Raw genomic sequence first — 26220 nt, 5'->3', positions numbered from 1 at the left:
GTTTACATCATGAAAAAAATTTACAATAAATATAAACCACACTATAAAGAGAATCTAACGCTGGCTATTCCGGTAGTAATTTCTCAACTAGGACATACATTAGTACATACAGCAGATAGTATTATTGTTGGCCAATTTGCAGGTACTATACCACTAGCCGCTGTTTCTTTGGTTAATAGCATTTTCATGATTATCATGGTATTAGGCATAGGAATTTCTTATGGCTTAACCCCTTTGGTAGCTCAAGAAAATGGCAAAAACAATTTTGAAGAATGTGGTAAACTATTAAGCAACAGCTTAATCATCAATATATTTACAGGTATTGCTTTGTTTTGCTTCATCTACTTTGGCTCGGTATTGTTTATTGATCATTTAGACCAAGCGCCAGAGGTTGTTTACCACGCCAAGCCATACCTCAATTTATTAGGCTTATCTGTTATCCCATTAATGGTATTTCTAACTTTTAAGCAGTTTGCAGAGGGATTAGGCTTTACCAAACAAGCTATGATGATTTCTATCTGGGGAAATGTTATCAATATTATTTTAGGGATAATCTTTGTAAAAGGCTTATTTGGTATCAGCCCAATGGGTGTTAAAGGTGTTGGCTACAGTACCCTTATTGATAGAAGTATTATGGCCATTATAATGGTGATTTATGTATTCAAGTCGGTTTACTTCAGAAAATATCTTAAAAACTTTGTTTGGAATTTTATCGATAAAATAAGGTTAAAAAGAATATTTAAGCAAGGTGCACCAACGGCCATGCAATATACTTTTGAGGTGAGTGCCTTCAGTGGGGCCGCTATTTTAATTGGAACCATTGGTGCCGTTGAGCAAGCTGCACACCAAGTTGCTATCAATTTAGCCGCAACAACTTACATGATGGCCAGCGGAATATCGGCAGCAGCCACTATTAAAACCGGAAATAATTTTGGTAAAAGTGACTTCCAATACCTACGCTTATCTGCCATTAGCAGCTACCACATTGTATTGGTGTTTATGAGTATTACAGCAGCTCTTTTCATGGGACTTAATAATATTTTACCAGCTTTTTATTCTAAAGATACAGCTGTAATAGAAATTGCCGCTGGTTTATTATTAATAGCTGCTATTTTCCAATTATTTGATGGCGCACAGGTAGTTGGCTTAGGTATTTTAAGAGGTATGGGCGATGTAAACTTGCCTACCCTCATTACATTTATGGCTTATTGGGTATTTGGCTTGCCGGTTGGATACTATTTAGGTATAACACTAAATTTTGGCGTAAGTGGCATTTGGATAGGTCTTACTTTGGGCTTATTAGTAGCCAGTATTCTCCTCTTTTTACGTTTTCAAAAGCTTTCTAAAAAATTAATTTAAGATGAACCGAGACGAATTTCTGTTACATTACAGACCTGCAATTGTTATTGAAAACCCAGAAAGCATAGCAGAAGATTTAAGCAAGTTTCAAAACTTCACCTTAAGAGCCGTTTTAAAACTTCAGAATGACGTTTTAGTTCGTATTTGTACAGATTTCTTACAAAAAAACTATAAAAATTTCTCTCAGCAGCAAAGCTTAGATAAGGTTAAACTTTTACAGCAGGCTTTAAAATCAAACATCCAATTAAAAACGATGTTATTTGGTGTAATTGCCGGTTTTTTAACTTCTGAGGAATTAGATTTTTATTTACAAAACGCATCAGAAATTAATAAAAGATTAAGTGCCTTCATTTTCAAAAGAGTTTCAGAACAATTATAATTATGCAATTTAAAACGCCGCTCCAACAATTTAGATCTATAGCCATTTTAGAAGGATGGTCTTATATCTTACTAGGTTTCACCATGATTTTAAAATATCAGTTTGCTATGCCACAACCCAATTATGTGGTGGGTATGGCACACGGACTTCTTTTTGTGCTTTATGTATTCCTGTTGCTAAGAGTTAGCTATGTTTTAAAATGGAAATTTTGGCAAATGACTTTAGCATTTTTGGTTTCATTAGTACCTTTCGGAACTTTTTATGCAGATAGCAAATGGTTTTCTAAATGGTAAAATTTAAATAATCTCAAAACCAATACCCTCATACCCTCGTTTTTAAACTAATGATTGAAGAATATTAAACATTAGAACATGCAATATCAAATTCAAAAAATTCAAGAAGAAATAGAGCCTTTAAGACAAGAAATCATCAATCATAAAGTTTATCATCTTATTAAAGATTTAGATGATTTAAAGCTTTTTATGAAATATCATGTTTATGCTGTATGGGATTTTATGTCGCTCTTAAAAACCCTACAAAATAGTCTTACCTGTGTAAACACGCCTTGGTTTCCGGTTGGTGATGCTGATACGCGTTTTCTTATTAACGAGATTGTGGTTGGCGAAGAATCGGATGTAGATATGCATGGTGTACGTAAAAGTCATTTTGAAATTTACTTAGATGCTATGCAACAATGCGGTGCCGATGTAAGTGAAATTAATACTTTTATTGATGCCCTAAAAAGCGGCAAAGATTTAAATCAAGCTTTTGATATTGCACATACTTCGGAAGCAGCCAAAGCTTTCGTAAACTTCACTTTTGAAACGATTGCCAGCGAAAAAAGTCATTTACAGTCGGCAATTTTTACGTTTGGCAGAGAAGATTTAATTCCGGGTATGTTTATGTCTATCATTAACGATATCAATAAAGAATTCCCAGATAATATTTCTATTTTCAAGTATTATTTAGAAAGGCATATAGAAGTTGATGGAGATCATCACAGTCATTTAGCCTTACAAATGACAGCCAATTTATGTGGCGATGATGAGCAATATTGGGAAGAAGCAAAAACGGCAACCATAGCATCATTACAAAAACGCATACAACTTTGGGATGGTGTTTACCATGAACTTTTGGCTAAAAAACAAGTGATGGCATAAACCAAAACAAATGACACCATTATTTAAGAAATTAAATTTCAAAGATCAGAAAGCTATTTATATCATTAATGCTCCAAAAAGCCTTGATGATGAATTAGAAGTTATGAAGCAATTTACAGCAATTCATAAAGCTTTGGATGATAAAGAAATTAACTTCATTATGGTGTTTGCAACCAAGCAAGAAGAAATAGACAATAGCATCTCCATCATTTATCCAAAACTTGAGGGAGATGCTATTTTATGGTACTGCTATCCAAAAGGAACATCAAAAAAGTACACTTGTGAATTTAACAGGGATAACGGTTGGAAAGCCATAGGAAAATATAATTTAGAACCTGTGAGGCAAATAGCTATTGATGAAGATTGGAGCGCTTTACGTTTTAGAAAAACTGATTATATTAAAAAACTTACTCGAAGCAATAGCTTTGCATTATCAGCAGAAGGCAAACGCAGAACTGCTAGATAAATTAACGCTTTTGCTCTTTCCTCTTTATTTTATACAATACTCTTTTTGCTCTTGAAATTAAAGCTGGAGAAGAAGAAGTTAAAAAATTCTGTAAAACAACTTTAAGTTCTTCTAAAGTCCAATCTTGCTCATCAGAAAGTGCATAAATGATATCTAGGCAATTACATTTCACGGCAACTGGTACTTTAGGATTTATCAACCAATCAAAAGATGGTTCTAATAAGATACTTAAATCTTGAGTTGTTAATTGATAAAAATCTTTCCAATTGCGATGCACCAATCGCATTCCTATTTTAGAAAAGTGTCTTTGTACGCTAGGGTTATCTGTAATTTTATAAAGTTTTAGAAAATGATGAACTAATGGTTTAAAAACAGCAGGAGCTTCAATTTCTGCATATTCTAAAAGCCAAGCCGCTCTAAAAGCAATTTGTTTATCTTGCTGAAAGCAAAGCTGTAAAACATCATCCATATTGATAGAACCACTTTCTACCTGTTTTGCTAAATCAATAGTTTTTTGTTTATGGTAATGATGCTTTAAAAAGTTGGTTAATTGTTCTTTATCCATCAATTAATATAAAAGCCAGCCTTATTTATCACAGATAAACCTTACCTTTGCGCAAAATAAGGATTTTACATGATTACTGTTTCTAATTTATCATTACGTTTTGGAAAACGCACACTTTTTGAAGATGTTAACCTCAAATTCACACATGGCAATTGCTATGGTGTAATTGGCGCTAACGGAGCTGGAAAGTCGACCTTTATGAAAATACTTGCTGGCGAAGTAGACCCAACCAGCGGTTCTGTAAGTTTCACTCCGGGCGAACGTATGGCTGTTTTAAACCAAAATCATTATGCTTTTGATGATTTTTCGGTAATAGAAACCGTACTGCAAGGGCATAAAGAACTGTACGATATCATGAAAGAAAAAGATGCCATTTATATGAAAGAAGATTTTTCTGATGCCGATGGTGTAAGAGCCGGAGAGTTAGAAAACCTTTTTGCAGAAATGAATGGTTGGAATGCAGAGAATGATGCTGCAACCCTATTGAGCAATTTAGGTATCACAGAAGATAAACACTATAAATTATTAAAAGAATTAGATGGTAACGAGAAAGTAAGGGTTTTACTCGCCCAGGCTTTATTTGGTAACCCTGATATTTTGATTCTGGATGAGCCTACCAACGATTTGGATATTGACACTATCGCTTGGCTAGAAGATTTTTTAGCTGATTATCAGAATATTGTATTAGTTGTTTCTCACGATAGACACTTCTTAGATACCGTTTGTACCCACATTGTGGATATAGATTTTGGTAAGATGAATATCTTTACAGGTAACTATTCTTTCTGGTATGAATCTTCTCAATTAGCACTAAAACAAAGAGCTGATCAAAACAAAAAGATGGAAGATAAGGTGAAAGAGTTACAAGAATTTATCAGACGTTTCTCTGCCAATGCTTCAAAATCTAAACAAGCTACCAGCCGTAAAAAAGCATTAGAAAAAATTAATATTGATGAAATTAAACCATCAAGCAGAAAGTATCCTGGCATTATGTTTAACCAGATGCAAAGAGAACTTGGCGACCAGGTTTTACAAGTAGAAAATCTTACTAAAGTTGTTAATGGCGAGGTTTTATTTAAAGATGTTAGCTTCTCTGTAAACAAAGGAGACAAAATCGCTATACTATCTAATAACTCATTGGCTACCAATGCTTTTTATGACATCATCTCTGGCAAAGACAAAGACTTTAAAGGCGAATTTAAATGGGGTGTTACTGTAGTGTCATCTTATTTACCTAATGATAATCACGACTTTTTTGATGGTAAATCAGAAAATCTTATTGATTGGTTAAGAGAGTATTCTTTGGCAGATAAAGACGAAACCTTTGTAAGAGGTTTTTTAGGTAGGATGTTATTTTCTGGTGAAGAAGTTTTAAAGAAATGTAGCGTATTATCTGGAGGAGAAAAAATGCGTTGTATGTTTTCTAAAATGATGTTAGAAGGTGCCAATGTGTTGATGATGGATGAACCAACTAACCACTTAGACTTAGAATCTATTACAGCTTTAAACAACGGTATGGTTGATTTCAAAGGTGTTATTTTATTCACCTCACGAGATCATGAATTAACGCAAACTGTTGCTAACAGAATTATAGAGATTTCTCCAAAAGGTAATTTGGATAAATTAATGAGTTATGATGATTACATCAGCAATGAAGCTATAAAAGAACAAAAAGAAGCGCTTTACAAATAGGCTTTAATTTTGATATTCATAAACCCGATTGCTAGAAATAACAATCGGGTTTTTGTTTTTTAAAGGAGATTAAAGTATTAATTTTAAAACATGAAAAGAGTAAGCTATCAAGAACTTTATCAAGAATTTGTAAGGGTATTAAAAAAACTAGGCTTTAAAGATGAAAAAGCCCAAGCTTGTGCCCAAATTTTCACTAATAATAGTTTAGATGGCGTTTATTCTCATGGTTTAAATAGGTTTGAAGTATTTGCAGACTATGTAAAACAAGGTTTGGTAAATGTTGATGCAGAGCCTACTCAAATAACCAAACACGGTTTATTAGAACAATGGGATGGCAATTTTGGACCAGGTATGCTGAACGCTAGTTTTTGTATGCAAAGAGCTATTGATGTTGCTAAAGAAAACGGCATAGCTTGTATAGCCTTAAAAAATACCAACCACTGGATGCGTGGCGGCACTTATGGCTGGCAAGCTGCAGAAGCAGGATGTATCAGTATCAGTTTTACCAATACCATTGCTATCATGCCTCCTTGGGGCGCAAAAAAGCCAACTATCGGTAACAATCCGCTTATTATTGCAGTACCGCATCCAAACGGACATATTGTCTTAGACATGGCGATGTCGCAGTTTTCTTACGGAAAACTTCAGGAATACAAACTTAAAGAGCAAGAGCTACCCTATTTTGGTGGTTATGATGCTATTGGCGAGTTAACTAAAAATCCATCAGCTATATATAAAACCAGAAGAACTTTACCTGTTGGTATGTGGAAAGGCTCTGGATTAAGTATTATGCTAGATTTATTAGTAAGTATTTTAAGCGGAGGCTCTTCTACTGCTAAAATTACCCAAAGCGAGAAAGAAACAGGTATTTCACAAGTTTATATGTGTATAGATACTAAGCTATTTCCAAACAGCCAAAATATCATTGATGAAATTGTGGCTTATACCAAATCCGCAGAAACTATTGAAGGACAAGAAATTTACTATCCCGGAGAAAGAACCCTCCACATCAGAAAAGAAAACACCGAAAAGGGTATTCCTGTTGATGAACAAATGTGGAATAAATTATTGAATGCTTAATCTATTCCACTTATTTTTAGAGTTCAATAGATATCTTAACCTTACCTCCTAGCCCTTTTTCTACAATATCAAAAAGGGTTTTCAAGGTTAAATTACTACCATTATTTTCTATTCTTGAGATATATTCTCTTTTTTTGTCTACTAGGTCTGCTAGTTCAGATTGAGTTAAATGTTTATCCTCTCTAGCTTTACGAAGTAATAAACCTATTTTAAAACCTTCAACATCTCTTTCTAACTCATCTCTTCTTTCTGTACCCTTAATACCATAGACAGTATCTTTAATCTCTTTCCAGCTTTTTGTTTCCATATCCTTTCATTTTTGAGTTAAAATATTCATCCATTAAATGAAGAGCCTTTTGAATTTCATTCTTAGGAGTTTTCTGAGTTTTCTTCTGAAAGCCATTAAGAAGAATCACAAGCTTATCATCATCAAAAAAGCAGAATACACGCCAAATATTTGAACCCAGCTGAATTCTTGCTTCATAAAGGCCATTTGTTCCAACTAAGAATTTCAAATAATTAGAGGGAACTCTTTCCAGAGTTTCAATAGCTTCAATAATTTTAAAAATCTTATCCTGAACTTTAATTGGTTGTTCACGTAAGAAATTTTCAAAATAATCTTTAAAAGCTACAACTTCTCTTACTTTCATTTCAACAAAGGTAACTTATAAGTCACTATTATTCAAAAGAAATTTTAGAAGTAAATAAAACTTATCCAAGACATTTTATTCCTTCAAAGCTTTATCAATAGCAATAGATTCACCAGACCACACTTTTCTAGATGTCCAATTGGCATTGGGTGCTACCCAAAACTCATCAGTATCAGGTAAACCTAAAATCAAAAATACTTGAGAACAAAGGTATAAGCTACCGGTAGAAATATAGGTTTCGCCAAGTTCTGGCTGATGCCCATAAACACCAATGGTTAACCAACCATTTTTATCAAAAGTATTGGGCGCCTCAATTTGATTTTTAACCATAGTATATAATGCACATCTCACTTGTTGAGGCAATACATTTTTAGGTAATGCCTTCATTAAAGCTATTTGTGATAATAATTGAAAAGCCCCGAAACGGTAAGCCATAGAACGTCCTATAACAGGATAAGTACCATCCGGAGCTATTAAACGTTCCTGAACTTCGGCATAACGTACTGCTCTTTTAAGTTCTTTGGCATAAGTTTCTTGCTCTTTAATGCCTGCGCCTATAAGCGTTTGTAACACATCTAAAAACATCGGGTGGATAACGAAACTGTTATAATAATCCCAATGAAAATCTGGTCCATCGCCATAAACACCATCGCCTTTATACCAGTTTAAATGTTCTTTTATGGCATAATCCACACGCATTAAATCGCAACTACCTTCAAATTTAAGTAAGGCAGCTTCTACTGTTGCGCTAAATAAAAGCCAATTATTGTAATAAGGTTTGATTTTACGAGTAGTCTTTAGAGCTTTAATAATATTAGCTTGTGTTTGCTTATCTAAAGGTTTCCATAATTGGTCTGGCGCTCTTAATAAAGCTTGTGCAAGAAAAGCTGCGTCTACCAAAGGTTGGCCACCATCAGTAAAATTGAGATAGTCTTTAGCATTTTCATCAGTAGCATTTTTAAGCGACAACTGTGCTAATTGAATATATTTTGCTCTTAATTTTCCTTCCGGAGAATCATCAGCGCCTAAGGCAAACCAAGGTGCAATACCAGCTAAGGTTCTACCAAAAGCTTCTAAATGAGTCCATTTTGCATTGTTTGGAGACTTAGCCTCAACAGGCATGGTTTGTTTTAGCTCGTTTTTACTAAGCGCTTGCAAAACCGGGTCGGCAATTTGCAACATTGCCTTCACCATATAGCTTCTTTGCTTTTCTGGCGCTGGTAATTGTTGTGCGTAAAATTTCTGACTGATTAATGTCAGCAGTAATAGGGTAAATAGCTTTTTCATCATACAAAAAATAAACTTTACCCTTTTTGGATAAAGTTTATTTTATAAATATAACAGTATTGAAATTATTTATTGCCTTTTCTAGCTTTTAGTTGAGCTATGTATAATGATTGCGGATTAACATGTTGACCTAAACTTTCCCATTCTCCATCGGGCTTACCCTCTAAACGACCAGCATATTTTTGTCCAACTAAACCAATACAGTAATTTTTACCAGAAATCCATGGTGTTTGTACGGCAGCTCTTTTTACAGTACAATTCCATAAAACTTGGGTAGTACCTACCCAACCATGTCCAGAACCCCAATTACCACGATCATGTACATTGATTTCGCCATCTGTTACAATATTATCGTACAAAGCACCAGCAGACCATCTGTGGTGCGGACCAATATCTGCATGGGTATTAGATGCTTTGCAATTGTAAAACACATTTGGCCCCATGGTTCTAGCGCCACTTACATAATCATGTCTTCCTTCTGTGGTTTCGCAGTTTTTAACCAAATTAAAAGCACCATCAACATTAAAACTGTATCTTCTACCTCCGGTAATAACCGATTTTGGATCTAAACATTTAGAATCTGTTACGGTAACATATCTGGCATATCTATCCACATTTACACAAGAAGTAGCAAAGTATCTAGATATAACATTTCTTACCCATCCATTATCGATTTTATCAAATTCTATGGCTTTCCAAGAGTGTTCTTCATCTGTATCCGAAGCATATTCAGATTCGAATAATATATTTTCTACACCTACTTCTTGTATTCTTCCGGCGAAAGTAAATTTATAAACTTCTGCACCACCATACTTTTTCTCTAAAGGCATTACAATAGGTTGATTGATATAAATTTTATTACCTTTTACAGCAGTAATAGCTCTCTCAAAAGTTAAATTATAGCTTTTAGCATCCCATTGGATAGTACCCGGTCTTTCTATAATTTTATCCATTTGAAGGTCTTTAATCCAAGCATCAGTACCTGGTCTGTAAATGATAATCTCATCGCCAACTTTAAAATTCTCAGGCTTTTCTACCTCCAAATAAAACCTACCCACAGGTACATAGTCTTCTGTTACAGTAGTTCTGGTACCTTTAACCTCTCTAGGTGCGCCCTCACCAGAAACTTGCACAAGCACTCTTCTATCTTTACCGGTAGCTATTAATTTAGTTCCGTTGGCATCATTACCCTCTCCTCTTAAAACAATACCACTGGTTTTAATAGTGATAGCTCCAGGGATTTTATAAACACCCTTTTTAAGTAGAATAGCGCCTCTAAAACCATCTTTATCAGGCTTCATAGCCGATACTTGATCTATTGCCTTTTGGATGATTTCTTGGCTACTTCCATCGCTAGCAGGCGAAATGGTTTTAACTACCTTAACATCAGGAATTTCTTTATCTCCCATATGGTAACCTACCCTGCTAAAATCTGGGATGATATTTCCTTTCTCATCAGGCCTAAAGGTTAGCGTTCCGTCTTTATTTACGGTGTAAAATTTTGACTCTTTGTAATAAGTAAAAGAGAGTATTATTAAGCTTAATAACACAATACCCATTTTATGTATTGAGCGCATAGCTTTAACTATTTTTATGTTGCTGAGCATGGGTTATTTTTTTAAATGAGATTTTATTCTTTCTATAATAGGCTGAGCTAATAACTCGTAGCCTTGCTCTGTATAATGCACATTACCCGGTTTAGAATTTGCTGGGTGTACTGTTAAAGATGTCTTGTAAAGATCTAAAACTTCAATTTTATTCTTTTTCATCACCTCTAGAGCTACTTTATTATACTGAGCCGGAGATTCTACTTTTCTGCCAGCTGCATTTTCTGGTACTGTTGTAGTATTGATAAAAATTATAGTTGCTGTAGTCTCTTTTAACTTATCTACAATGATTTGTAAGTTCTTTCTATAATCTTCTAAAGGAACACTGATTTTACCTTTTACAACATCATATTTATTTGAAGAATCTCTATGAACCATATCATGTAAACCAAAATTAAAGGTGATAACATCCCACTCTCTATCTCCAACCCATTTCTCTATATTTTGTACTCCTCTTGTTGTAGGGCCTCCGTTACCGGGATTATGCTCAACATTAACACCTGTTAAAGCTTTTTGGATAAATGGTGTATATCCTATAGAAATAGAATCACCAATAATTAAAACATTTTTAGGTGTTTGAAAACTAGCTGCAACTAAAGTCACAACAATTAATAAAGCAGTTATACTTAAGTACTTTTTCATATCTGTTTCTTATAAATTTTTAAATCTTAATAAAGCTTCTAAATAATAATATTCTGCATAAATAATTGGTACATCAATCTCGCCATTATGTGGCTTAGACCCTGTACTATGTAACAATACAAAACCTTTATGAGTACCTTTTGGTGCGATGTACTTTGTGCTTAAATTTTTCAAAATGGTATTTGCCTTTTCTACATAGAACTTACTATTATTACTGTATTTACTTAGCTCGTAAAGACCTGATGCTATTACAGTTGCGGCAGAAACATCTCTTGGCTCATTTGTTATTCCTGGAGCATCAAAATCCCAGTAAGGAATTAAGTCTGCTGGTAAGTTTTTATGTGTAAAAATATATTTAGCGATATTTTCTGCTTGTTTTAAGTAAGCTTTATCTTTTGTATATCGGTAACATAAAGTATAGCCATATAATCCCCAAGCTTGCCCTCTAGACCATGCAGACTCATGCGAATAACCCTGATGCGTATTTTTCTTTTCTACAGCACCTGTTTGTGGATTGTAACTGATGACATGGTAAGTACTATAATCAGGTCTGAAATGATTTTTTAAAGTTGTATTAGCATGTGTTACAGCAATTTTATGGAAAGAAGAATCGCCTGTTAGCTTGGTAGCTTCAAATAAAAGCTCAAGATTTAACATATTATCTATGATAACAGGGAAATCCCATTTATCAGAGTTATGGTCCCAAGAACGGATAGCACCTACTTTAGGATTGAATCTAGTAGCTAAGGTTTTAGCTGATTGAATGATAACATCTTTATAATAATTATCATTTGTTAAGCGGTATGCATTACCAAAACTGCAAAACACTTTAAAACCCATATCGTGGGTAGTTGCATTTAACTTTTCTCTTTCAATATCAGCAGTAAAAGCTTTTGCAGCATTTAACCATTTAGGGTTTTTGGTATAATCATATAAATACCATAACTCACCCGGAAAGAATCCGCTTGTCCAGTCTTTAGAAGTTACAAGTTTTAGTTCTCCGTGTTCTAAAGTACGTGGAGATACCAATGGCTCATTTTTACTGTTTGTGGGAGTTTTTTCTTTTGCCAGTTTCACTTGCTTTAGCATTTCTGTTGCTTGTAGCTCGGCATGAGTAAAAGCACTTTTAACATCCTGAGCATAAGAAACTTCACTTAAAAACCCTAGGGATACAACACTTACTAATAATTTTAAATTTTTCATTCTTGAGATATATTGATGGTTAGCTTATTTTTTAACTTTTGCTGCTTGCTCTGCATAAAATTTATGCATTCTGTTGCTTAAATCTTCTTTTATTTGTTTGTAGGCTGGGTCGTTAGCAACATTTTTTGTTTCTAAAGGGTCTTTTTCATAATCATATAGCTCTATAGCGTGTACATTAGCTGCATTAAAATTGCCTGTAGTTCTAAAATCTTTAACCCACTCTACATAACGATATTGTTTAGTTCTTAGGGCATAACCCATATGATTATCTTTACGTGGATATTGGCTTATAGCAAAATCTTTGATTGGCGTTTGTACTCCTTTTAAAGCAGGAACTAAACTTTTACCATCAAGACCTTGAGGAGTTTTAATTTGAGCTAGCTCTGCCAAAGTTGGATAAACGTCTACAAACTCTGTAGAATGATTATATAAAATTTTTTCCTTTTGGCCTGGAATTGAAATAACTAAAGGAGTTCTTGTAGCTTGCTCAAAATTAGAGTGTTTGTTCCAAAGGTTGTGATCGCCAAAATGCCAACCGTGGTCTCCCCAAAGAATAATAATGGTGTTTTTATCTAGTCCAGATGCTTTTAACTCATTTAGTAACCTTCCTATTTGTGCATCTATATAGCTGATACTTGCGTAATAACCATGTATAAGTTCTCGCTGTTTATCTTCATTTAAACTTAACTGTTCTGTATTATTATTTAAAGGTACAATATCATTATATCCTCTTAATTCGCCAGAATTATGATAAGCTATAGCAGGTCCGTCAATAGATGGTTTTTGCCATTTTGCAAGCTCTATTTTGCTTCTATCATACAAATCCCAATATTTTTTTGGGGCAACAAACGGCAAGTGTGGTTTACGAATGCCAACTGCTAAGAAGAATGGTTTGCCTGCCTTGCCATATTTTTTTAAATCTTTAATAGCTTCTGTTACCATAGCACCATCAGCGTAAGCTTCATCTGGCACATCTAAAGCTTCTGTAGAAACTTTTATATTTTCTTTTACCTTAGGATTGTTAGGTGTTTCTTCTAATATATCGCCATATTTCTTTTTCAGTTCTGGATTTTGATAATGACCAGCTACTGGTGCACCATAAGCATCAGGAAACTTAAACTTATTTTTATAAGGCTCAGACCATGATATTTCATCATGTTTCTTATCAACACTTCTTTGATCAAAAATTTTACCTAATGCAGCCGTAGTGTAACCATTTTCTTTAAAAAGTTGTGGCAAAGTAACTACCTGTGGCACTTTATCTCTGATGAGTGTCTTTAAATCCCAAACCTGAGTTCTATCTGGGCGTAAACCAGTTAATAAACTAGCTCTTGTTGGGGCACATACTGCTTGCTGACAATAATTACTCATAAAAACAGTACTCTTTTCTGCTAGCTTATCTAAGTTTGGAGATTTTACAGCCGCATAGCCATAAAAGTTTAAATAAGGTTTTAAATCATCTACCGCAATGAATAAAACATTTGGTTTCTTTTGTTCTTGTGCAATAACAGTTGTTAAAAACAAGAAACTTAAGCTTAAAAAAGCTAAAAATTTAGGTTTCATATGATGTTGGATTATTTTATTTGCTGATAGTTTAACCAATCATAAAATGCTTTATTTTTTGATGATAAACCATTTGATGAGGCGTATAAACCTATATATGTTCCGGTAAATCCTCCGGTATTTACCCTACTTAACGTTCTGCCATCAACATTTTCTTTTAGAAAAACGGTTTTATCGTTTTGCTTTACATAAAAAGAGTAATCCTGACCGATAGCTTTAACACCTATAACAAGCTCTCCTTTTAAAACTTCTTGCTTAGCCAAAAGTTCCTCTTTTCCAGCATGTCTTCTGATGAGTTTTAGATAAAGTTTGCTGTTTTCTAATATCTTTTCTAGCCTGAAATGGAAATTATTGTTCATCATGACTACCAAACCAGCACTTTCGTGTGCTGCTTTAGGCTCAAAAAGCATTTTTGTTTCTGCAAAGAAAGAGGTGTCTTGCTGTCTTCTTCCAATAAAAGAAGGTTGAGCGATATCTATTAATGTCTCTGGTCTTAATTGTAAGGATATATATCCTTTTTTATCCGTTAAAGACCAAAAATTGCTTCTTGGCGTACGTAAAAAATTCCAATAGTAATGTAAGCTATCACTATTAAAATCATCAAAAGTACTTTCTTTTTTAGCGGTGAAAGCTGGTAAGTTAGGTTTTCTTTCTTCAAGTAATACTTTACCAACTCCTATATTCACAACAGGCCAATCTTCTTGCCAGTTAATGGGTGTAAGAAAAGTTTCTCTACCCAAATTATAATGAAAACCTCCATAGGTTCTAACACCAAGTAGTACCATCCACCACTCTCCCTGTTGTGTTTCTACCAAATCTGCATGCCCTATACAAGCTACAGGATATTGCTTACCTAAATGACGATGTGTAATGATAGGATTTTTCTTATTTCCTTCATAAGGTCCAAGTGGATTTTTACTTCTAAAAATGGTTACTGCATGGTCTATTCCAGTGCCTCCTTCTGCAATCATGATATAATAATAACCGTCTTTTTTATACATATGAGGAGACTCTGCCACTACTGCTTGATGTAAAGCACCTTCTTCTACAGCAACGGTAACCTTACCCACTAATTGTTTCTTTACAGTATCTAATTCCTGAATCCAAATTTGTCTGTATTTAGAACCAGCTGGTTTATCATCAGGAGTTCTGTTTCCTGTATAATATACTTTTCCATCATCATCAAAAAACAAAGAGGGGTCTATACCTGGGGCATTTTCAAGCCAGTTGGGCTCAGACCATGGGCCATAAGGAGATTTAGCTGTCACATAAAAATTTGTTCCTGTATTGTTTTTATTGGTGATTAAGGTGGTTATCATATAGAAAGTTCCTTTATGATAACGGATTGTAGGTGCAAAAATCCCCCCTGAAGGATGAATTTTATCTAAATTTAATTGAGATGGCCTGTTTAATACATGACCTATCTGCTGCCAATTCACTAAATCTTTGCTATGAAAAATAGGTACTCCCGGAAAATACTCAAAACTAGAAGTAACCATATAATAATCATCTCCCACTCTACAAATAGATGGGTCTGGATAAAAACCTTTTAAAATAGGATTTTGAAAAGTTGATTTAGTTTGGGCCAATCCTGAAATATTGTTCAAGATTGACATCAAAAATGTAACATATAAAATTGCAATAAAGCGCTTCATGTATTATTTATTTGTGGTAATGATAATCTCTTCACTCTCTTTATAGCCATAACGAACAGCTTTGGCATACACTTTAACTCCTTTTTTCACCTCTATAGGCTGATGATATAATTCCCAAGAACCAGAATCACCTATTTTATAGCCTATAGAAGCTCCGTTTGTAGGGCAACTTAAAGCAATTTGAGTTAGTTGTTTCTGTTGCTTAATTTGTGAAGTTGGTTTTGCTGTTGTTGGTTGTAATCCCCCGGGCCACATCAAACGAACCATATCTTTTTCAGACATGAAGCCCTTATCCTTAATTTGTAAAGACCAATTATTCTGCACCTCTCTTAATTCATTTAATTTAGTAGCATAATCCGGGTTTTCTGCCAAATTATTTAACTCGAAAGGGTCTTTTTCTAGGTCATAAAGTTCTTCTACAGGCTTACTTTTAAACCATCTATTTTGAATACTATCTAGCTTCTTTTGGTCTCTAAGCTTAAGAATTTCTGCCATTAATGGCATTTGCTTACGAAAACCAACATCCATATAGTTCAATTTTTCTGGTTGGTAGTTACGGATATATTGAAATTTGCTATCCCTTACAGTTCTCACTAAATCATAATGCTCATCTAATCTATCTCTAGCAGCAAATATGTATCGCCTTGGACTTTCAGCTTTTTGATTTCCTAGAAATGCTTGTCCGTTAAAATGCTTAGGCAACGGAATATTGGCTAATGAAAGAACGGTTGGTGCTAAATCCATAAAACTTAGCAACTGATTATCGCTTGTATTGGCCAGTTGACCATCAGGAAATCTCACCATAAAAGGCACATGTAAACCTCTTTCATAAATTTCTCTTTTATACCAAGGTAAAGCAGCACCATGGTCGCTAAAGAAGAAAACAATGGTATTTTCTGCCAATCCATCATCTTCTAACTGTTTTAAAATGCTGCCTGCAATGCTATCCATCAGCATAATATTATCGTAATAACGAGCTATATCTCTTCTAATAATATCACTCTCTGGATAATAAGGTGGTAATTTTATGTCTTTAGGATTTACCCTTAAAGGTCTGTTCGCATTTCTCCAGATCATAGATTCATGCGTTTCATTGATGTTAAAAACAGCAAAAAAAGGTTTGTCCTTTGGTCTGTTACGCCAATGTGCATCTTTACTACAATCATCCCAAACGGTAAATGGTTCCCCTATTTGATAATCTGTTTTTTGATTATTGGTGCAGTAATAACCTGCGGCTCTTAAATACTCTGGAAAAGCTTTTACCTCTGGCGGTGTTACCGCTTGGTAACTTGGTATAGATGGGTCTTTTTCTCCACCTGTACCTGTTCTCATGTGTTGGGTCCCGATAGCTGGAGGGTACATACCTGTAATAATACCAGACCGACTTGGTGCACAAACCCCAGCAACCGAATACATACGAGTATATTTCACAGCTTGTTGAGAAAACTTGCTTAAATATGGTGTTTGTATGGTAGAATCGCCATACATGGATAAATTAGCACTCATATCCTCACAGGTAATCCATAAAATATTTGGATGCTTTACTTTTTCCTGTGCTTTAAGAAATTGGTTTGATTGCAAAGTAAAACCTAAACTTAGCATCAAAATGTATCTTATATTTTTATTGAGCATGATTACAGAAATAAAAATTATAACCCTTTATATTCAAACCAATCAAAATCAGCATAATTGCTTGACTGAATACCTTTAGAACTAGCATAAAGACCAATATAAACTCCTGTAAAACCACCAGCATTTACCACGCTTAATATCCTACCATCTGCTTTTGTAGCCAAGTTTTGTTTCTTTCCATTTTGTTTGATATAGAAATCTAAATCTCGTCCTTGAGCATTTATCCCCATCACTAAATCGCCTTTCTCTATAGCTATGGTGTTCACTACTTCATCCACACCTTTAAACCTTTTAATTAATTGCACATGTGGTTTTCCCTTCTGCAATATTTTCTCTAAACGATATTGGAAATTACCATTCATCATCAAAACCATTCCGGCAAGCTCATTTTCTTTTTTAGGATTAAACTGCAAAGATGTTTCGGCTGTAAAAGAGCTATCTTGTTGTCTTCTTCCAACAAAAGATGGTGCTGCTAACGCTGTAACTTGTGCTTTTCCTAATTGTAGTCTTAAAAAACCTTTTCTTTTAGATAGCGACCAAAAATCTGTTCTGGGTGTTCTTAAGAAGTTCCAGTAATAGAAAAGGGTATCTGCAGAAAAATCATCCCTTAAATTCTCTTGTGTGATGTTAAATTCTGGTAAGTTAGGCTTCAATTGCTGAGCTAAAACTTTTCCTTCTCCAGGGTTAACAATAGGCCAACCGTCTTGCCATTCTATTTTAGCTAGAAAGGTTTCTCGGCCCAAATTATAATGTAAACCACCGTATTTTCTTATTCCTAGTAAAACCATCCACCATTCGCCGTTTTGAGTTTCAACAAAATCGGCATGACCGGTTGCGGTTATAGGATAATTTACGCCTAAATGGCGATGTGTAAGAATTGGGTTCTTCTTATTCCCTTCGTAAGGACCATTTATGTTTTTACTTCTAAAAATGGTTACTGCATGGTTATCAGCAGTACCACCCTCGGCTATAACCAAATAATAATAACCATCTTTTTTATAGATATGCGGAGCCTCAGCATTATGTGCACCATGTAAAGCACCTTCCTCTAAGATAATACTACGCTCACCTACAAATGTTCTTTTCTCTAAATCAACCTGCTGAAGCCAAATTTGTCTATATCTAGTTTCTTGAGCTTGATTAATAGGTTTTTTATTTCCGGTATAATATACTTTACCATCATCATCAAAAAACAAAGATGGATCTATACCTATGGCTTCTTTAGGCAACCATTGTGGGTCTGACCATGGCCCAGCCGGAGATTTTGCTGTTACGAAAAAATTACCGCCTTGCTTAGTTCCTATTAAGGTGGTAATCATATAAAAAGTTCCGTTATGATACCGGATGGTTGGTGCGTATATACCTCCAGAAATTCTAACACTATCTAAATTAAGTTGTGATGGTCTGCTTAAAACATGTCCAATCTGTTTCCAATTCACTAAATCTTTACTATGAAAAATAGGCACACCCGGAAAGTACTCAAATGTTGAAGTAACCATATAATAATCACTACCAACACGGCATATAGACGGATCTGGATAAAAACCTTTGAGAATAGGATTTTGATAATAATTTTGACTGTGCAAACGTTGGCACAATCCAATCATAAAAAAACTTAATAATAAACTGCCTAGTACTAATTTCTTCATATCAATTGTGAGTATAAATTTTGAAATTTTTATATAGAGATGATCTTGTATACATATGCCTTAGACCTACTCTTCCCTCTGTAATGTTTGTTGCAGATGAAATATCCCAAGTATATAATTTGTCTTGCTTGTCTCCTTTTACATGAAAATAAAAGCAATTTCCTTTCCTTATAAGTGTAATTTGATACTCTTGCCCTGGTATAAATAAACCGGTATCAAAGTAAGAAGGTGCTATTTCTGTAGTTTTAGAGAAATTTGCTTTAGGTGCTACCGGGTATTTCCTTAAACGGATATAATCTTGTCCTTTAGGTAACTCATCGTCATAAGCTGCATAACTAATGTGCAAAGCATTCATGTATTTAAAATAGGAAGACATATAAGGTATCATCCTTAAATTGCTCCAAGTAGAAATATCTTTGTTGTAAGGTTTTTCTCCAATTCCGGTTGCATAGATGTAAACAATGTTAACCCAGTTTTGCCTTGTATCGGTACGGGTATAATTGTAGGTAATCTTAATATCGCCAGAGAAAGATTGTTTTGTCCATAATACAGCATGACAAGCATCATCACCTTCAACATCTCCGGCGCTAAATAATAAACCACGTTCGGAGTTTTCAATTTTTGCTCTTAAACCATCTAAGAACCAGTTTTTTTGCCAAGCTTTTGTTCCATCATCCTGAAATGACAACTTCCAGCCTGATAATTCATTGATGTTTTTAAAATCAGCTTTAGCTAAATCTTGCGCAAAAGCAGTATTTAGAACGATGATAAGATATAGCAATAGATACTTCAAAACAACAATTTTTAAGGTTTTTTAGACTTGAAATAAGCATTACCATCCATGAGAGAATTAGGTGCATATGCTGCTGTTTTTGCAGGTGCCAACTTCCTGAAAGTATTTAATAAAACAGATTCTTTTAAATCTGAGGCTTTATTTCTCCACTCTTGTGGGTCTTTCTCTAAATCATAAAACTCTTCTGAAAGGTCTTCGTATTTGATGTAGTGATATTTGCTTTTATAAACAGAGATATTGTTGGTTCCATAAAATGCGTAAACCGGATAATCCCAATGCTTAGCCTGATTTCTTAAAACTGGAGTTAAACTTCTGCCATCATTTTGCTTATTTTTTGGTAAGCCGCATAAATCAAGTAAGGTTGGATAAATATCTACTAAGCCTACAGGATTATGATTTAACTTGTTTTGCTGTAAACCTGGGCCACTGATAATTAGTGGAACATGGGCAGAACGTTCCCATAAAGAATGCTTGGCAAACCTATTTTTCTCACCTAAATGATAACCATGGTCTGATAATAAAACAATGTAAGTGTTGTCTTTATAAGCCGATTTTTCTAAAGCATCAAGCACTTTACCTACTTGAGCATCTACAAAAGCAATACACGCCAAGTAAGCCTGTACCATATCTTTCCAGTTATTTTTTTGGATGGCCCATTCTGTAGTTGGCATTTCTAAAACCTCAGTAATAGATTTCCCTATTTGTGGGATGTCATCCATATCTGTTTTAAGGTATGGAGGCATTTGCGTTGGCGAGTTCTTCACCAAATCGAACCATTTTTGAGGTACATACCACGGCACATGTGGTCTTATAAAACCAACTGCCATAAAAAACGGCTTTTCATGCTTTTTAGCTAATTGACTAGCAGCCCAGTTAGCGTATTTATAATCAGGCATTTGCTCATCTTTCTCCGGAAAAGCAGCCCAATCTGTTTGTGTTCCTTTTTGCCCAAACCAGGCAGGGTCGTAATTGAAACGTTTTTCTGGCAAAGGACCATAAGCTTCAAACTTTCCACCATACTCATCAAAAGCATCTATGCCTTCTCCGTTATGGAAAATCTTACCTACTCCTAAAGTTTTATATCCGTTTTTAGAGAAATAATTAGGCAGAAAATCAACCTGAAATTTATCATCTAGGTATTGTTTTAGGTCGGTATCTTTTATTTGAAGATAAACACCTGTTTTAGATGGCAATAAACCAGATAAGAAAGAAGCTCTTGAAGGGCCACAAAGTGGCGCCTGACTGTAAGCCTTTTCAAAATAAGTTCCTGATTTGGCTAACCTATCTATGTTTGGTGTTTTAACTCCCGGAAATTTCTTAGAAATAGAAACCCAATCGTTTAAATCATCAATAACTAAAAATAATACATTGGGCTTTTCTTGAGACCAAACCAACTGAGAAATAGAAACTAAGCAAATTGTAAAAAAAGCTGTTAATTGTTTAATAATAAAACGTCTTGCTTTTAGATACTTTATAATCATTATATGGTTTAAATTGGTAGCCCAAAAAATTATGCTGCTGGTTTTCTTTGGTTAAATTCCTTTTTGTAACTCAAAGGACTTAAGCCTGTGATGATTTTGAAATATTTATGGAAACTAGCAAAATTATTAAACCCACTTTCATAACACAATTCTTTTATACTTAAATCATTCTCCATTAGTAATTTACAAGCCTGGCCAACTTTTACCTCTAATAAAAACTGAGAATAGGTTTTCTTAGTTCTTGATTTAAAATATCGGCAAAATGAATGCGGACTGATATGTGCTATTTTAGCGATTTCTTCTAATTGGATTTTCTTTTTAAAATTAGCTAAAGTATACTCATAAATTAAGCTCATTCTATGATTTTCAAAATCTTTAACCTCATTATTAAAACCTATAGATGATAATAAACAAACATCATGAGGCGCTTTTGCTAAGGTTTGTAAAATAGTAAGTAACAATAATATTCTTTCTGGCCCTTCTGCATCTACTAATTTATCTAAAAATGAGGCTATTTTTATTTTGGCTATCCCTTGAATTTGTATACCACGTTTAGATTGCTCCAATAAATCTCTGATGATTTTATTTTCAGGTAAGTTTAGAAAAGATTCTCCCCAGAAATTCTCATGAAACTGAATAACTCTAGACTCTGTTAATGATTTCCCCGACTCTTGCACATAAGGCTCATCATACTTTAAGTTATGAGGTAAACCAGAGCCTATAAGAAAGATATCTCCGGCCTCAAATCTTTTGATACTATCGCCAATAAACTGGGTACCCTTACCCTTTACAATTTGAATAAGCTCAATCTCTTGATGATAATGTAGCTTATCAATGTTAGGTAATAAATCCTGTCTTACTGTAAAAGAATGTACAGGTCCTGAAGTAACTTTTAGTAATTGTGGTCTCATCATCAACTTAATTAAATCAGTTTATAAATCATACATCACTTAAGAAAACAGCGAAATAAAATTTACCAAAAAGTAAATTCTATTCATTCTACTATTTCATCAAACAGAAGTATTATCTTTAGTTTAATTGGTTTTACAGCTTAAGCCTTGAGTTGGGCTTCTCACTAAAATAGTAGAGACTTAAAGAGGTTGGCACACACATAAAAATTTTAAATTTTTTTAAGACTTTATATTTTACTTTATTTGGACACCAATTAGAACTTTAGCAGAGATAAATACCTATAAGACTTTTAATATCTTATAGTAATATCATTGATTTTTGAGTATTTAGATGATCAAGAGCGTACAAGCTAAAAGCAATGCTAGGATACGATAAACTGACGGATAACGAATTATGGAAATTGATAAAAAAGCATGATCAAAAAGCTTTTAGAGCTTTATTTGACATGTATTGGTCTAAAGTTTTTACTACAGCTTTTAGGTATTTAAAAGATAAAGATACTTGTACCGAGATTGTTAATGATTTATTTTTAAACATCTGGAATAAAAGAGAACAGCTAGAAATAGAATCTTTACAAGCTTATTTAACAAGTTCTGCCAGATACCATGTTTATAAAAAATTAAAAGCCTTAAAGACATCTCCGTTAGAACTGGTAGAAAATTACGACTTATTAATAGATAAGCCAGAAAATGGCAACCCTATTGATGATAAAATAAAATACCAAGAGCTAGAAAGCAGAATTGACACTTATTTAACCAACTTACCAAAACGTTGTAGAGAGATTTTTATCATGAGCAGAAAAGAAAACCTTTCTAATGACGAAATTGCTGAGAAGCTTAATATTTCTAAACGTACGGTAGAAAACCAGTTAACACACGCTTTAAAACATTTGAGAAATTGTTTAAAAGATTTATCCATTATCCTGGTTTTACTCAGAATAATGGATAATTATTAGAAGATTATTTACGCAATCTTAACTCAAGTTGTGCTTCAAATAATGATTTTGGCAATACATTCTTTCCTTGCGACTCGTTTACTCCTACTTTCTCAAAAGTAACCGTGGTGTTTGAAGTAAAACCAACCAAAATGGGTTGTGCTATAGTATTATTTCTTCTTCTGGTTTCATCCCAAAAGTTATAATGCTGATTTTTATCTGCCAAGTGGTTAAAATTCCAAAGTACTAAATCCTTACCATGATGTGGATAGCCCGGTTCCGGACCTCCAAGATTATAAAATACACCACCGTCTATAGCATCAAACAAAGTTGCAATGGGTTGGCCCGAGTGAATATCAAAATTTTGATCTTTACCCAAAGTGCATTGTGTAATAACCGTATTTACTGCACTATAACCGTTACCTGCACCATGATGTTGTGCACCATTGAATGAACAATTCTTGATTAAGACGCCATAACCTGTTCTAGCATGTACAGAAGCATGACCTTTTTTACCTCTAAAATGAGTATTTAATACACTTACCTGGTAACCAGAACGGATATTAATCCCTTCATTCCAATCCTGAAAAACACAATTTCTTACCCAGCTATTTTTCACAAACTCCATCCCTATGGCCTCATAAGCATAATCATGAATTAAATCTTTATGATGCACAAATTCTTCAGGATAACTTTTCCAATTACTACTAAATAATATATCCTCAATACCACATTCTTCAATAGATGGATAAGTAAGGATGTTCCAGCTTTTTCCTTCTATCATCTTTATATCTAAGTGAATTGGATTTTTAAAGGTTAATTTATTTCCATCAATTTTAGTGATGGTATGGATTTCAAAAATTTGCATCCCACCATTATCGCCGAATAACCTTGTCCACTGTGGTTTTAAATTTAAAGGAGCAAAATACTGCTTGGTATAAGCCTCGCTTCTATGGTTGATAACCACATCTTGCCCAACTTTTAATTTCGAGGCATCAGCAACTACAACCTCAAAACTTGCTCTTTTAGCATCTTTTGTAATTTGAGTTATTCTGGTAGGCTTACTATCCTCGGGCTTAAAAATAAACTGACGACCATTGATTCTTTTATTTGCCTGATATATTTCTGTACCATTAACCCCACTTCCTGCTCCTTTTAAAACAATATGGCTTTTACTGATTCTAATATGCTTGGTAGAATCTTCATCAGGCGCTATAAGGTATTTACCAGCAGGAAAAAACACAACAGCAGGTTTGTTAAACGCCTCAGCCGCTTTTATAGTTTTTTGGATAGCTTCATCATCAAATTTATCATCGTTAGGTAAAGCACCAAAATCTTTCACATTAAAGTATTTGTGCTTGCTAACATCAGGAATATTTTTCTCAGAAAAATGGTATCCTGCAAAAGAAAAATCAGGTAAAACAGCCTCTTTACCTGTCTTTTTAGCGTTTAGAAAATCGGTCCATAATGGTGATACTTCTTGTGCAAAAGCGTTTCCTAAACCAATTTGAAGTAATGAGATAAGCGTAATTTTTTTCAGCATTTTATGGGTTTATTTTAGTTTATAATGGATACCAACTCCTAATGCAGCACTTTTTCTTGCCACATCTTGTAATTGGGTGTATGATTGCGTTCCGTTAGCGTAAAAGACTTCATCAATTCCTTTACCTGTATTCCACCATTGGAATCTGAAATAAGCAAATGGATTAATCTTATGATTAAAAAGATACACTGTTTTAGTTTCTCCAGATAGCGCATAGCCATTTGCATCATGTTTAAAACTCTCTGGATGAGCAAAATTTTCTATTAAATTCCAATTGGCAGTTGCTCTATATTTTAACTGATGATAATTAACAGTATGATTAAGCTCTAAGCTTTTAAGTAAAGGATGTTTCATATTAAATCCAGCACTTATACCGTACCAATTGGCTTTATAAGTACTATTTAAGCTATTATCATCTTGTAGATAAAGTAGTTGCTGTGTTAAACCATAAGCTAGCATAGGCTCTAGCCTGATATTCTTTAAATGTACTTGATAACTCAAGCCCAATTGATAATTTCTGCTGTAACCTTTATTACTTTCTAAATCTGCCGAGAATGATGGGCTTTTACGGTTATCTTCTAAATAATCAGTATCGTTTACCCGCCCATTAAGAATAAAGAACTGGCCTAAACTAGCTTTTAGCGCAAATTTAGAACCCATAGGAAAGTGAATATCCAAATTAAAGGCAGTACCTTTTAGGTTTTGCCAACTTACTTCTGATAAAATATTAGGATTTTGCCCCCTACTATTACCTGCAATAGACCATTTAAAATCATCTGTTTGGTAAGCCGAAGAAAAATCTACTTCTAAATAGTTTTGCGCTTGTAAACCGCTCTTAAAGAAAACTAATAAAAGAAGTAATTTAAGTGCTTTCATATTTTAAAATAGCCAGACTCTAAAATATTCAGAATCTGGCTTTGATTAATTAACCTTTTATGGTGATTGTGTGATTAGTTTATTTTAGTCCACGATAAATTATCGTAATAGATATAACCTACTGTGCTAGATTCCCAATAAGAATCACTTCCTCCTCTAAATGAGGTAAAAGCCATGGTATTGATCAAACGTTTAGCATCGTTGGTTGTCCATCTAATTGCAGTATCTAAAATAGTTTGTCCTTCAACAGTAACTCTTAGCCAACCATTTGTGTTGGTTCCGGTATTACTTTTAACATAAATCTTAACCGTATACCAGGTTCCTCTCTGTATACTTCCTGATGCGGGATATCCTTTACCAAAATCATATCCGCAAGTGCCTGGCATATCTTTATAGTAGATGTAAGGCTTTAATCTTGTAACACCATTATTATCGGTATACCACATCATTCTGGCACTTCCTCCATTGCCATCATCAGCTTTATCACATCCGGTATTACCATCGCCAATTTTAAAACCGAAACCTACTTTTCCGCCACGACTCCAATCAAACTGGCTATGGAATTTCACATCATACTGTAGTTCATATTCGCTGCCATCAGAAATATCAATGTTTGATATCATTCCGCCAGCACCTGATAAGGCATTAGGTTCTAATTTTACACGAGCTGTACCAGAAGAAATATAAGCTCTGGCTTCATTCCATCCGGTTACATTACCAAAATCTGCAACAGCTTCGGTATTTGTATAGGTGCCATCAGAAAGGTTATTCCAATTTACGGTTCTGGTACTGTAAATAGCTCTTGCCTGGGTGGCTTCATTTTGTTCGCCAATAAGCGGTTGTAAATCATTTTCACATGCAGTGAATAGTCCTGCTATAAAAAGCAAAGACAAAGAAACCATGTTTCTTGGTTGATGTTTTTGAATCATTTTTCTAATTTTTAGGTTATAATTGGTTAATTAATCGCAATAAAACGGGCCTTAAACCCCATGAGAGTGTTTATTAGATTAATAATTATAAGCCTAAATCTTATTTATCATCGTGAGGAGAATATCTTCACTTTTATAGATACAGATTTAAAATTGGTTTAAT

25 protein-coding genes are annotated in these 26220 nt (G+C 34.1%); 8 read left to right on the top strand and 17 right to left on the bottom strand.

All coding sequences use genetic code 11. From position 1 onward, the window contains the following. The first annotated feature begins 9 nt into the window (after positions 1–9). The 5 genes from GJJ64_RS03700 (at position 10) to GJJ64_RS03680 (ending at position 3364) form a co-directional block, all read left to right on the top strand. Positions 10–1359, top strand: coding sequence for an MATE family efflux transporter (locus GJJ64_RS03700; protein ID WP_154286399.1), 1350 nt, complete (start codon positions 10–12; stop codon positions 1357–1359). A gap of 1 nt (position 1360) precedes the next feature. Continuing rightward, positions 1361–1738 carry a hypothetical protein gene (locus tag GJJ64_RS03695; RefSeq protein ID WP_154286398.1) on the top strand — a complete coding sequence of 126 codons (378 nt, stop codon included), beginning with the start codon at positions 1361–1363 and terminating at the stop codon, positions 1736–1738. Between the two features lie 2 nt (positions 1739–1740). Next, positions 1741–2031, top strand: coding sequence for a DUF3817 domain-containing protein (locus tag GJJ64_RS03690; protein ID WP_154286397.1), 291 nt, complete (start codon positions 1741–1743; stop codon positions 2029–2031). Positions 2032–2109: 78 nt separating this feature from the next. After that, on the top strand, positions 2110–2898 hold the full coding sequence (locus GJJ64_RS03685) for a DUF3050 domain-containing protein (RefSeq protein ID WP_154286396.1): 789 nt from the start codon (positions 2110–2112) through the stop codon (positions 2896–2898). Positions 2899–2908: 10 nt separating this feature from the next. After that, positions 2909–3364: a hypothetical protein gene (locus GJJ64_RS03680; protein ID WP_154286395.1), complete on the top strand. Its 456-nt coding sequence runs from the start codon at positions 2909–2911 to the stop codon at positions 3362–3364. A gap of 1 nt (position 3365) precedes the next feature. Here GJJ64_RS03680 and GJJ64_RS03675 read toward each other — a convergent pair whose 3' ends face one another. Continuing rightward, positions 3366–3929, bottom strand: a complete 564-nt coding sequence (locus GJJ64_RS03675; RefSeq protein WP_154286394.1) for a hypothetical protein — start codon at positions 3927–3929, stop codon at positions 3366–3368. A gap of 69 nt (positions 3930–3998) precedes the next feature. On the opposite strand from GJJ64_RS03675, the gene GJJ64_RS03670 reads away from it, so the two are divergent. After that, positions 3999–5621 (top strand): ABC-F family ATP-binding cassette domain-containing protein, encoded by a 1623-nt coding sequence (locus GJJ64_RS03670; protein WP_154286393.1) that lies wholly within the window; start codon positions 3999–4001, stop codon positions 5619–5621. Positions 5622–5711: 90 nt separating this feature from the next. Then, on the top strand, positions 5712–6701 hold the full coding sequence (gene yiaK, locus GJJ64_RS03665) for a 3-dehydro-L-gulonate 2-dehydrogenase (RefSeq protein ID WP_154286392.1): 990 nt from the start codon (positions 5712–5714) through the stop codon (positions 6699–6701). A gap of 16 nt (positions 6702–6717) precedes the next feature. Here the strand turns inward: yiaK and GJJ64_RS03660 are convergent, their stop codons facing one another. From GJJ64_RS03660 to GJJ64_RS03600, 13 genes are all read right to left on the bottom strand, one after another. Then, positions 6718–7008 (bottom strand): helix-turn-helix domain-containing protein, encoded by a 291-nt coding sequence (locus tag GJJ64_RS03660; protein WP_154286391.1) that lies wholly within the window; start codon positions 7006–7008, stop codon positions 6718–6720. Next, entirely contained in the window at positions 6980–7351 is a 372-nt protein-coding gene (locus GJJ64_RS03655) for a type II toxin-antitoxin system RelE/ParE family toxin (protein ID WP_154286390.1), read from the bottom strand. The genes GJJ64_RS03660 and GJJ64_RS03655 overlap by 29 nt, the downstream gene beginning before the upstream one ends. 75 nt (positions 7352–7426) lie before the next feature. Next, positions 7427–8641, bottom strand: a complete 1215-nt coding sequence (locus tag GJJ64_RS03650) for a DUF2264 domain-containing protein (RefSeq protein ID WP_195759221.1) — start codon at positions 8639–8641, stop codon at positions 7427–7429. A 62-nt stretch (positions 8642–8703) separates the two neighbouring features. After that, entirely contained in the window at positions 8704–10245 is a 1542-nt protein-coding gene (locus GJJ64_RS03645) for a hypothetical protein (RefSeq protein WP_229655451.1), read from the bottom strand. Positions 10246–10248: 3 nt separating this feature from the next. Then, on the bottom strand, positions 10249–10887 hold the full coding sequence (locus tag GJJ64_RS03640; protein WP_154286387.1) for an SGNH/GDSL hydrolase family protein: 639 nt from the start codon (positions 10885–10887) through the stop codon (positions 10249–10251). 9 nt (positions 10888–10896) lie between these two features. Further along, on the bottom strand, positions 10897–12090 hold the full coding sequence (locus GJJ64_RS03635) for a glycoside hydrolase family 88 protein (protein WP_154286386.1): 1194 nt from the start codon (positions 12088–12090) through the stop codon (positions 10897–10899). A 24-nt stretch (positions 12091–12114) separates the two neighbouring features. Continuing rightward, complete coding sequence (locus GJJ64_RS03630) at positions 12115–13653, bottom strand: sulfatase (protein ID WP_154286385.1); 1539 nt, start codon at positions 13651–13653, stop codon at positions 12115–12117. Between the two features lie 11 nt (positions 13654–13664). Then, positions 13665–15260, bottom strand: coding sequence for a glycoside hydrolase family 43 protein (locus GJJ64_RS03625; RefSeq protein ID WP_229655450.1), 1596 nt, complete (start codon positions 15258–15260; stop codon positions 13665–13667). Positions 15261–15311: 51 nt separating this feature from the next. After that, the gene (locus GJJ64_RS03620) at positions 15312–16940 is read right to left on the bottom strand and encodes a sulfatase-like hydrolase/transferase (RefSeq protein ID WP_154286384.1); all 1629 of its coding nucleotides are present in this window, start codon (positions 16938–16940) and stop codon (positions 15312–15314) included. Between the two features lie 17 nt (positions 16941–16957). Beyond that, positions 16958–18589 (bottom strand): glycoside hydrolase family 43 protein, encoded by a 1632-nt coding sequence (locus tag GJJ64_RS03615; RefSeq protein ID WP_229655449.1) that lies wholly within the window; start codon positions 18587–18589, stop codon positions 16958–16960. 1 nt (position 18590) lies between these two features. Continuing rightward, a complete protein-coding gene (locus tag GJJ64_RS03610) occupies positions 18591–19382 on the bottom strand; it encodes a DUF1961 family protein (RefSeq protein WP_154286383.1) in 792 nt (263 codons plus the stop codon). 11 nt (positions 19383–19393) lie between these two features. Further along, entirely contained in the window at positions 19394–20863 is a 1470-nt protein-coding gene (locus tag GJJ64_RS03605; protein WP_154286382.1) for a sulfatase, read from the bottom strand. Between the two features lie 29 nt (positions 20864–20892). Then, positions 20893–21777, bottom strand: a complete 885-nt coding sequence (locus GJJ64_RS03600; RefSeq protein ID WP_317162896.1) for an AraC family transcriptional regulator — start codon at positions 21775–21777, stop codon at positions 20893–20895. Between the two features lie 356 nt (positions 21778–22133). Between GJJ64_RS03600 and GJJ64_RS03595 the strand changes: the two genes are divergently transcribed. Then, positions 22134–22730, top strand: a complete 597-nt coding sequence (locus GJJ64_RS03595) for an RNA polymerase sigma factor (RefSeq protein WP_154286380.1) — start codon at positions 22134–22136, stop codon at positions 22728–22730. A 4-nt stretch (positions 22731–22734) separates the two neighbouring features. Here the strand turns inward: GJJ64_RS03595 and GJJ64_RS03590 are convergent, their stop codons facing one another. From GJJ64_RS03590 to GJJ64_RS03580, 3 genes are all read right to left on the bottom strand, one after another. Further along, on the bottom strand, positions 22735–24252 hold the full coding sequence (locus GJJ64_RS03590) for a DUF4955 domain-containing protein (RefSeq protein ID WP_154286379.1): 1518 nt from the start codon (positions 24250–24252) through the stop codon (positions 22735–22737). Positions 24253–24261: 9 nt separating this feature from the next. Further along, positions 24262–25128, bottom strand: a complete 867-nt coding sequence (locus tag GJJ64_RS03585; protein ID WP_154286378.1) for a hypothetical protein — start codon at positions 25126–25128, stop codon at positions 24262–24264. Between the two features lie 74 nt (positions 25129–25202). After that, on the bottom strand, positions 25203–26057 hold the full coding sequence (locus tag GJJ64_RS03580) for a polysaccharide lyase (protein WP_229655448.1): 855 nt from the start codon (positions 26055–26057) through the stop codon (positions 25203–25205). Positions 26058–26220: the final 163 nt, after the last annotated feature.

It is taken from the genome of Pedobacter puniceum (genome assembly GCF_009674685.1).
Lineage (GTDB): Bacteria > Bacteroidota > Bacteroidia > Sphingobacteriales > Sphingobacteriaceae > Pseudopedobacter > Pseudopedobacter puniceum.
The sequence above is the reverse complement of the archived record's forward strand: the minus strand, read 5'-3'. Positions and strand labels throughout refer to the sequence as shown.

Bases quoted from the DNA above. Each gene is read 5' to 3' on its own strand.
- GJJ64_RS03685 (WP_154286396.1), top strand. From the start codon at position 2,110: ATGCAATATCAAATTCAAAAAATTCAAGAAGAAATAGAGCCTTTAAGA.
- GJJ64_RS03700 (WP_154286399.1), top strand. From the start codon at position 10: ATGAAAAAAATTTACAATAAATATAAACCACACTATAAAGAGAATCTA.
- GJJ64_RS03605 (WP_154286382.1), bottom strand. From the start codon at position 20,863: ATGATTATAAAGTATCTAAAAGCAAGACGTTTTATTATTAAACAATTA.
- GJJ64_RS03595 (WP_154286380.1), top strand. From the start codon at position 22,134: ATGCTAGGATACGATAAACTGACGGATAACGAATTATGGAAATTGATA.
- GJJ64_RS03645 (WP_229655451.1), bottom strand. From the start codon at position 10,245: ATGCTCAGCAACATAAAAATAGTTAAAGCTATGCGCTCAATACATAAA.
- GJJ64_RS03675 (WP_154286394.1), bottom strand. From the start codon at position 3,929: ATGGATAAAGAACAATTAACCAACTTTTTAAAGCATCATTACCATAAA.
- GJJ64_RS03650 (WP_195759221.1), bottom strand. From the start codon at position 8,641: ATGATGAAAAAGCTATTTACCCTATTACTGCTGACATTAATCAGTCAG.
- GJJ64_RS03695 (WP_154286398.1), top strand. From the start codon at position 1,361: ATGAACCGAGACGAATTTCTGTTACATTACAGACCTGCAATTGTTATT.
- GJJ64_RS03655 (WP_154286390.1), bottom strand. From the start codon at position 7,351: ATGAAAGTAAGAGAAGTTGTAGCTTTTAAAGATTATTTTGAAAATTTC.
- GJJ64_RS03600 (WP_317162896.1), bottom strand. From the start codon at position 21,777: ATGATGAGACCACAATTACTAAAAGTTACTTCAGGACCTGTACATTCT.
- yiaK (WP_154286392.1), top strand. From the start codon at position 5,712: ATGAAAAGAGTAAGCTATCAAGAACTTTATCAAGAATTTGTAAGGGTA.
- GJJ64_RS03585 (WP_154286378.1), bottom strand. From the start codon at position 25,128: ATGAAAGCACTTAAATTACTTCTTTTATTAGTTTTCTTTAAGAGCGGT.
- GJJ64_RS03580 (WP_229655448.1), bottom strand. From the start codon at position 26,057: ATGATTCAAAAACATCAACCAAGAAACATGGTTTCTTTGTCTTTGCTT.
- GJJ64_RS03630 (WP_154286385.1), bottom strand. From the start codon at position 13,653: ATGAAACCTAAATTTTTAGCTTTTTTAAGCTTAAGTTTCTTGTTTTTA.
- GJJ64_RS03690 (WP_154286397.1), top strand. From the start codon at position 1,741: ATGCAATTTAAAACGCCGCTCCAACAATTTAGATCTATAGCCATTTTA.
- GJJ64_RS03620 (WP_154286384.1), bottom strand. From the start codon at position 16,940: ATGCTCAATAAAAATATAAGATACATTTTGATGCTAAGTTTAGGTTTT.
- GJJ64_RS03635 (WP_154286386.1), bottom strand. From the start codon at position 12,090: ATGAAAAATTTAAAATTATTAGTAAGTGTTGTATCCCTAGGGTTTTTA.
- GJJ64_RS03660 (WP_154286391.1), bottom strand. From the start codon at position 7,008: ATGGAAACAAAAAGCTGGAAAGAGATTAAAGATACTGTCTATGGTATT.
- GJJ64_RS03680 (WP_154286395.1), top strand. From the start codon at position 2,909: ATGACACCATTATTTAAGAAATTAAATTTCAAAGATCAGAAAGCTATT.
- GJJ64_RS03640 (WP_154286387.1), bottom strand. From the start codon at position 10,887: ATGAAAAAGTACTTAAGTATAACTGCTTTATTAATTGTTGTGACTTTA.
- GJJ64_RS03670 (WP_154286393.1), top strand. From the start codon at position 3,999: ATGATTACTGTTTCTAATTTATCATTACGTTTTGGAAAACGCACACTT.
- GJJ64_RS03615 (WP_229655449.1), bottom strand. From the start codon at position 18,589: ATGAAGAAATTAGTACTAGGCAGTTTATTATTAAGTTTTTTTATGATT.
- GJJ64_RS03590 (WP_154286379.1), bottom strand. From the start codon at position 24,252: ATGCTGAAAAAAATTACGCTTATCTCATTACTTCAAATTGGTTTAGGA.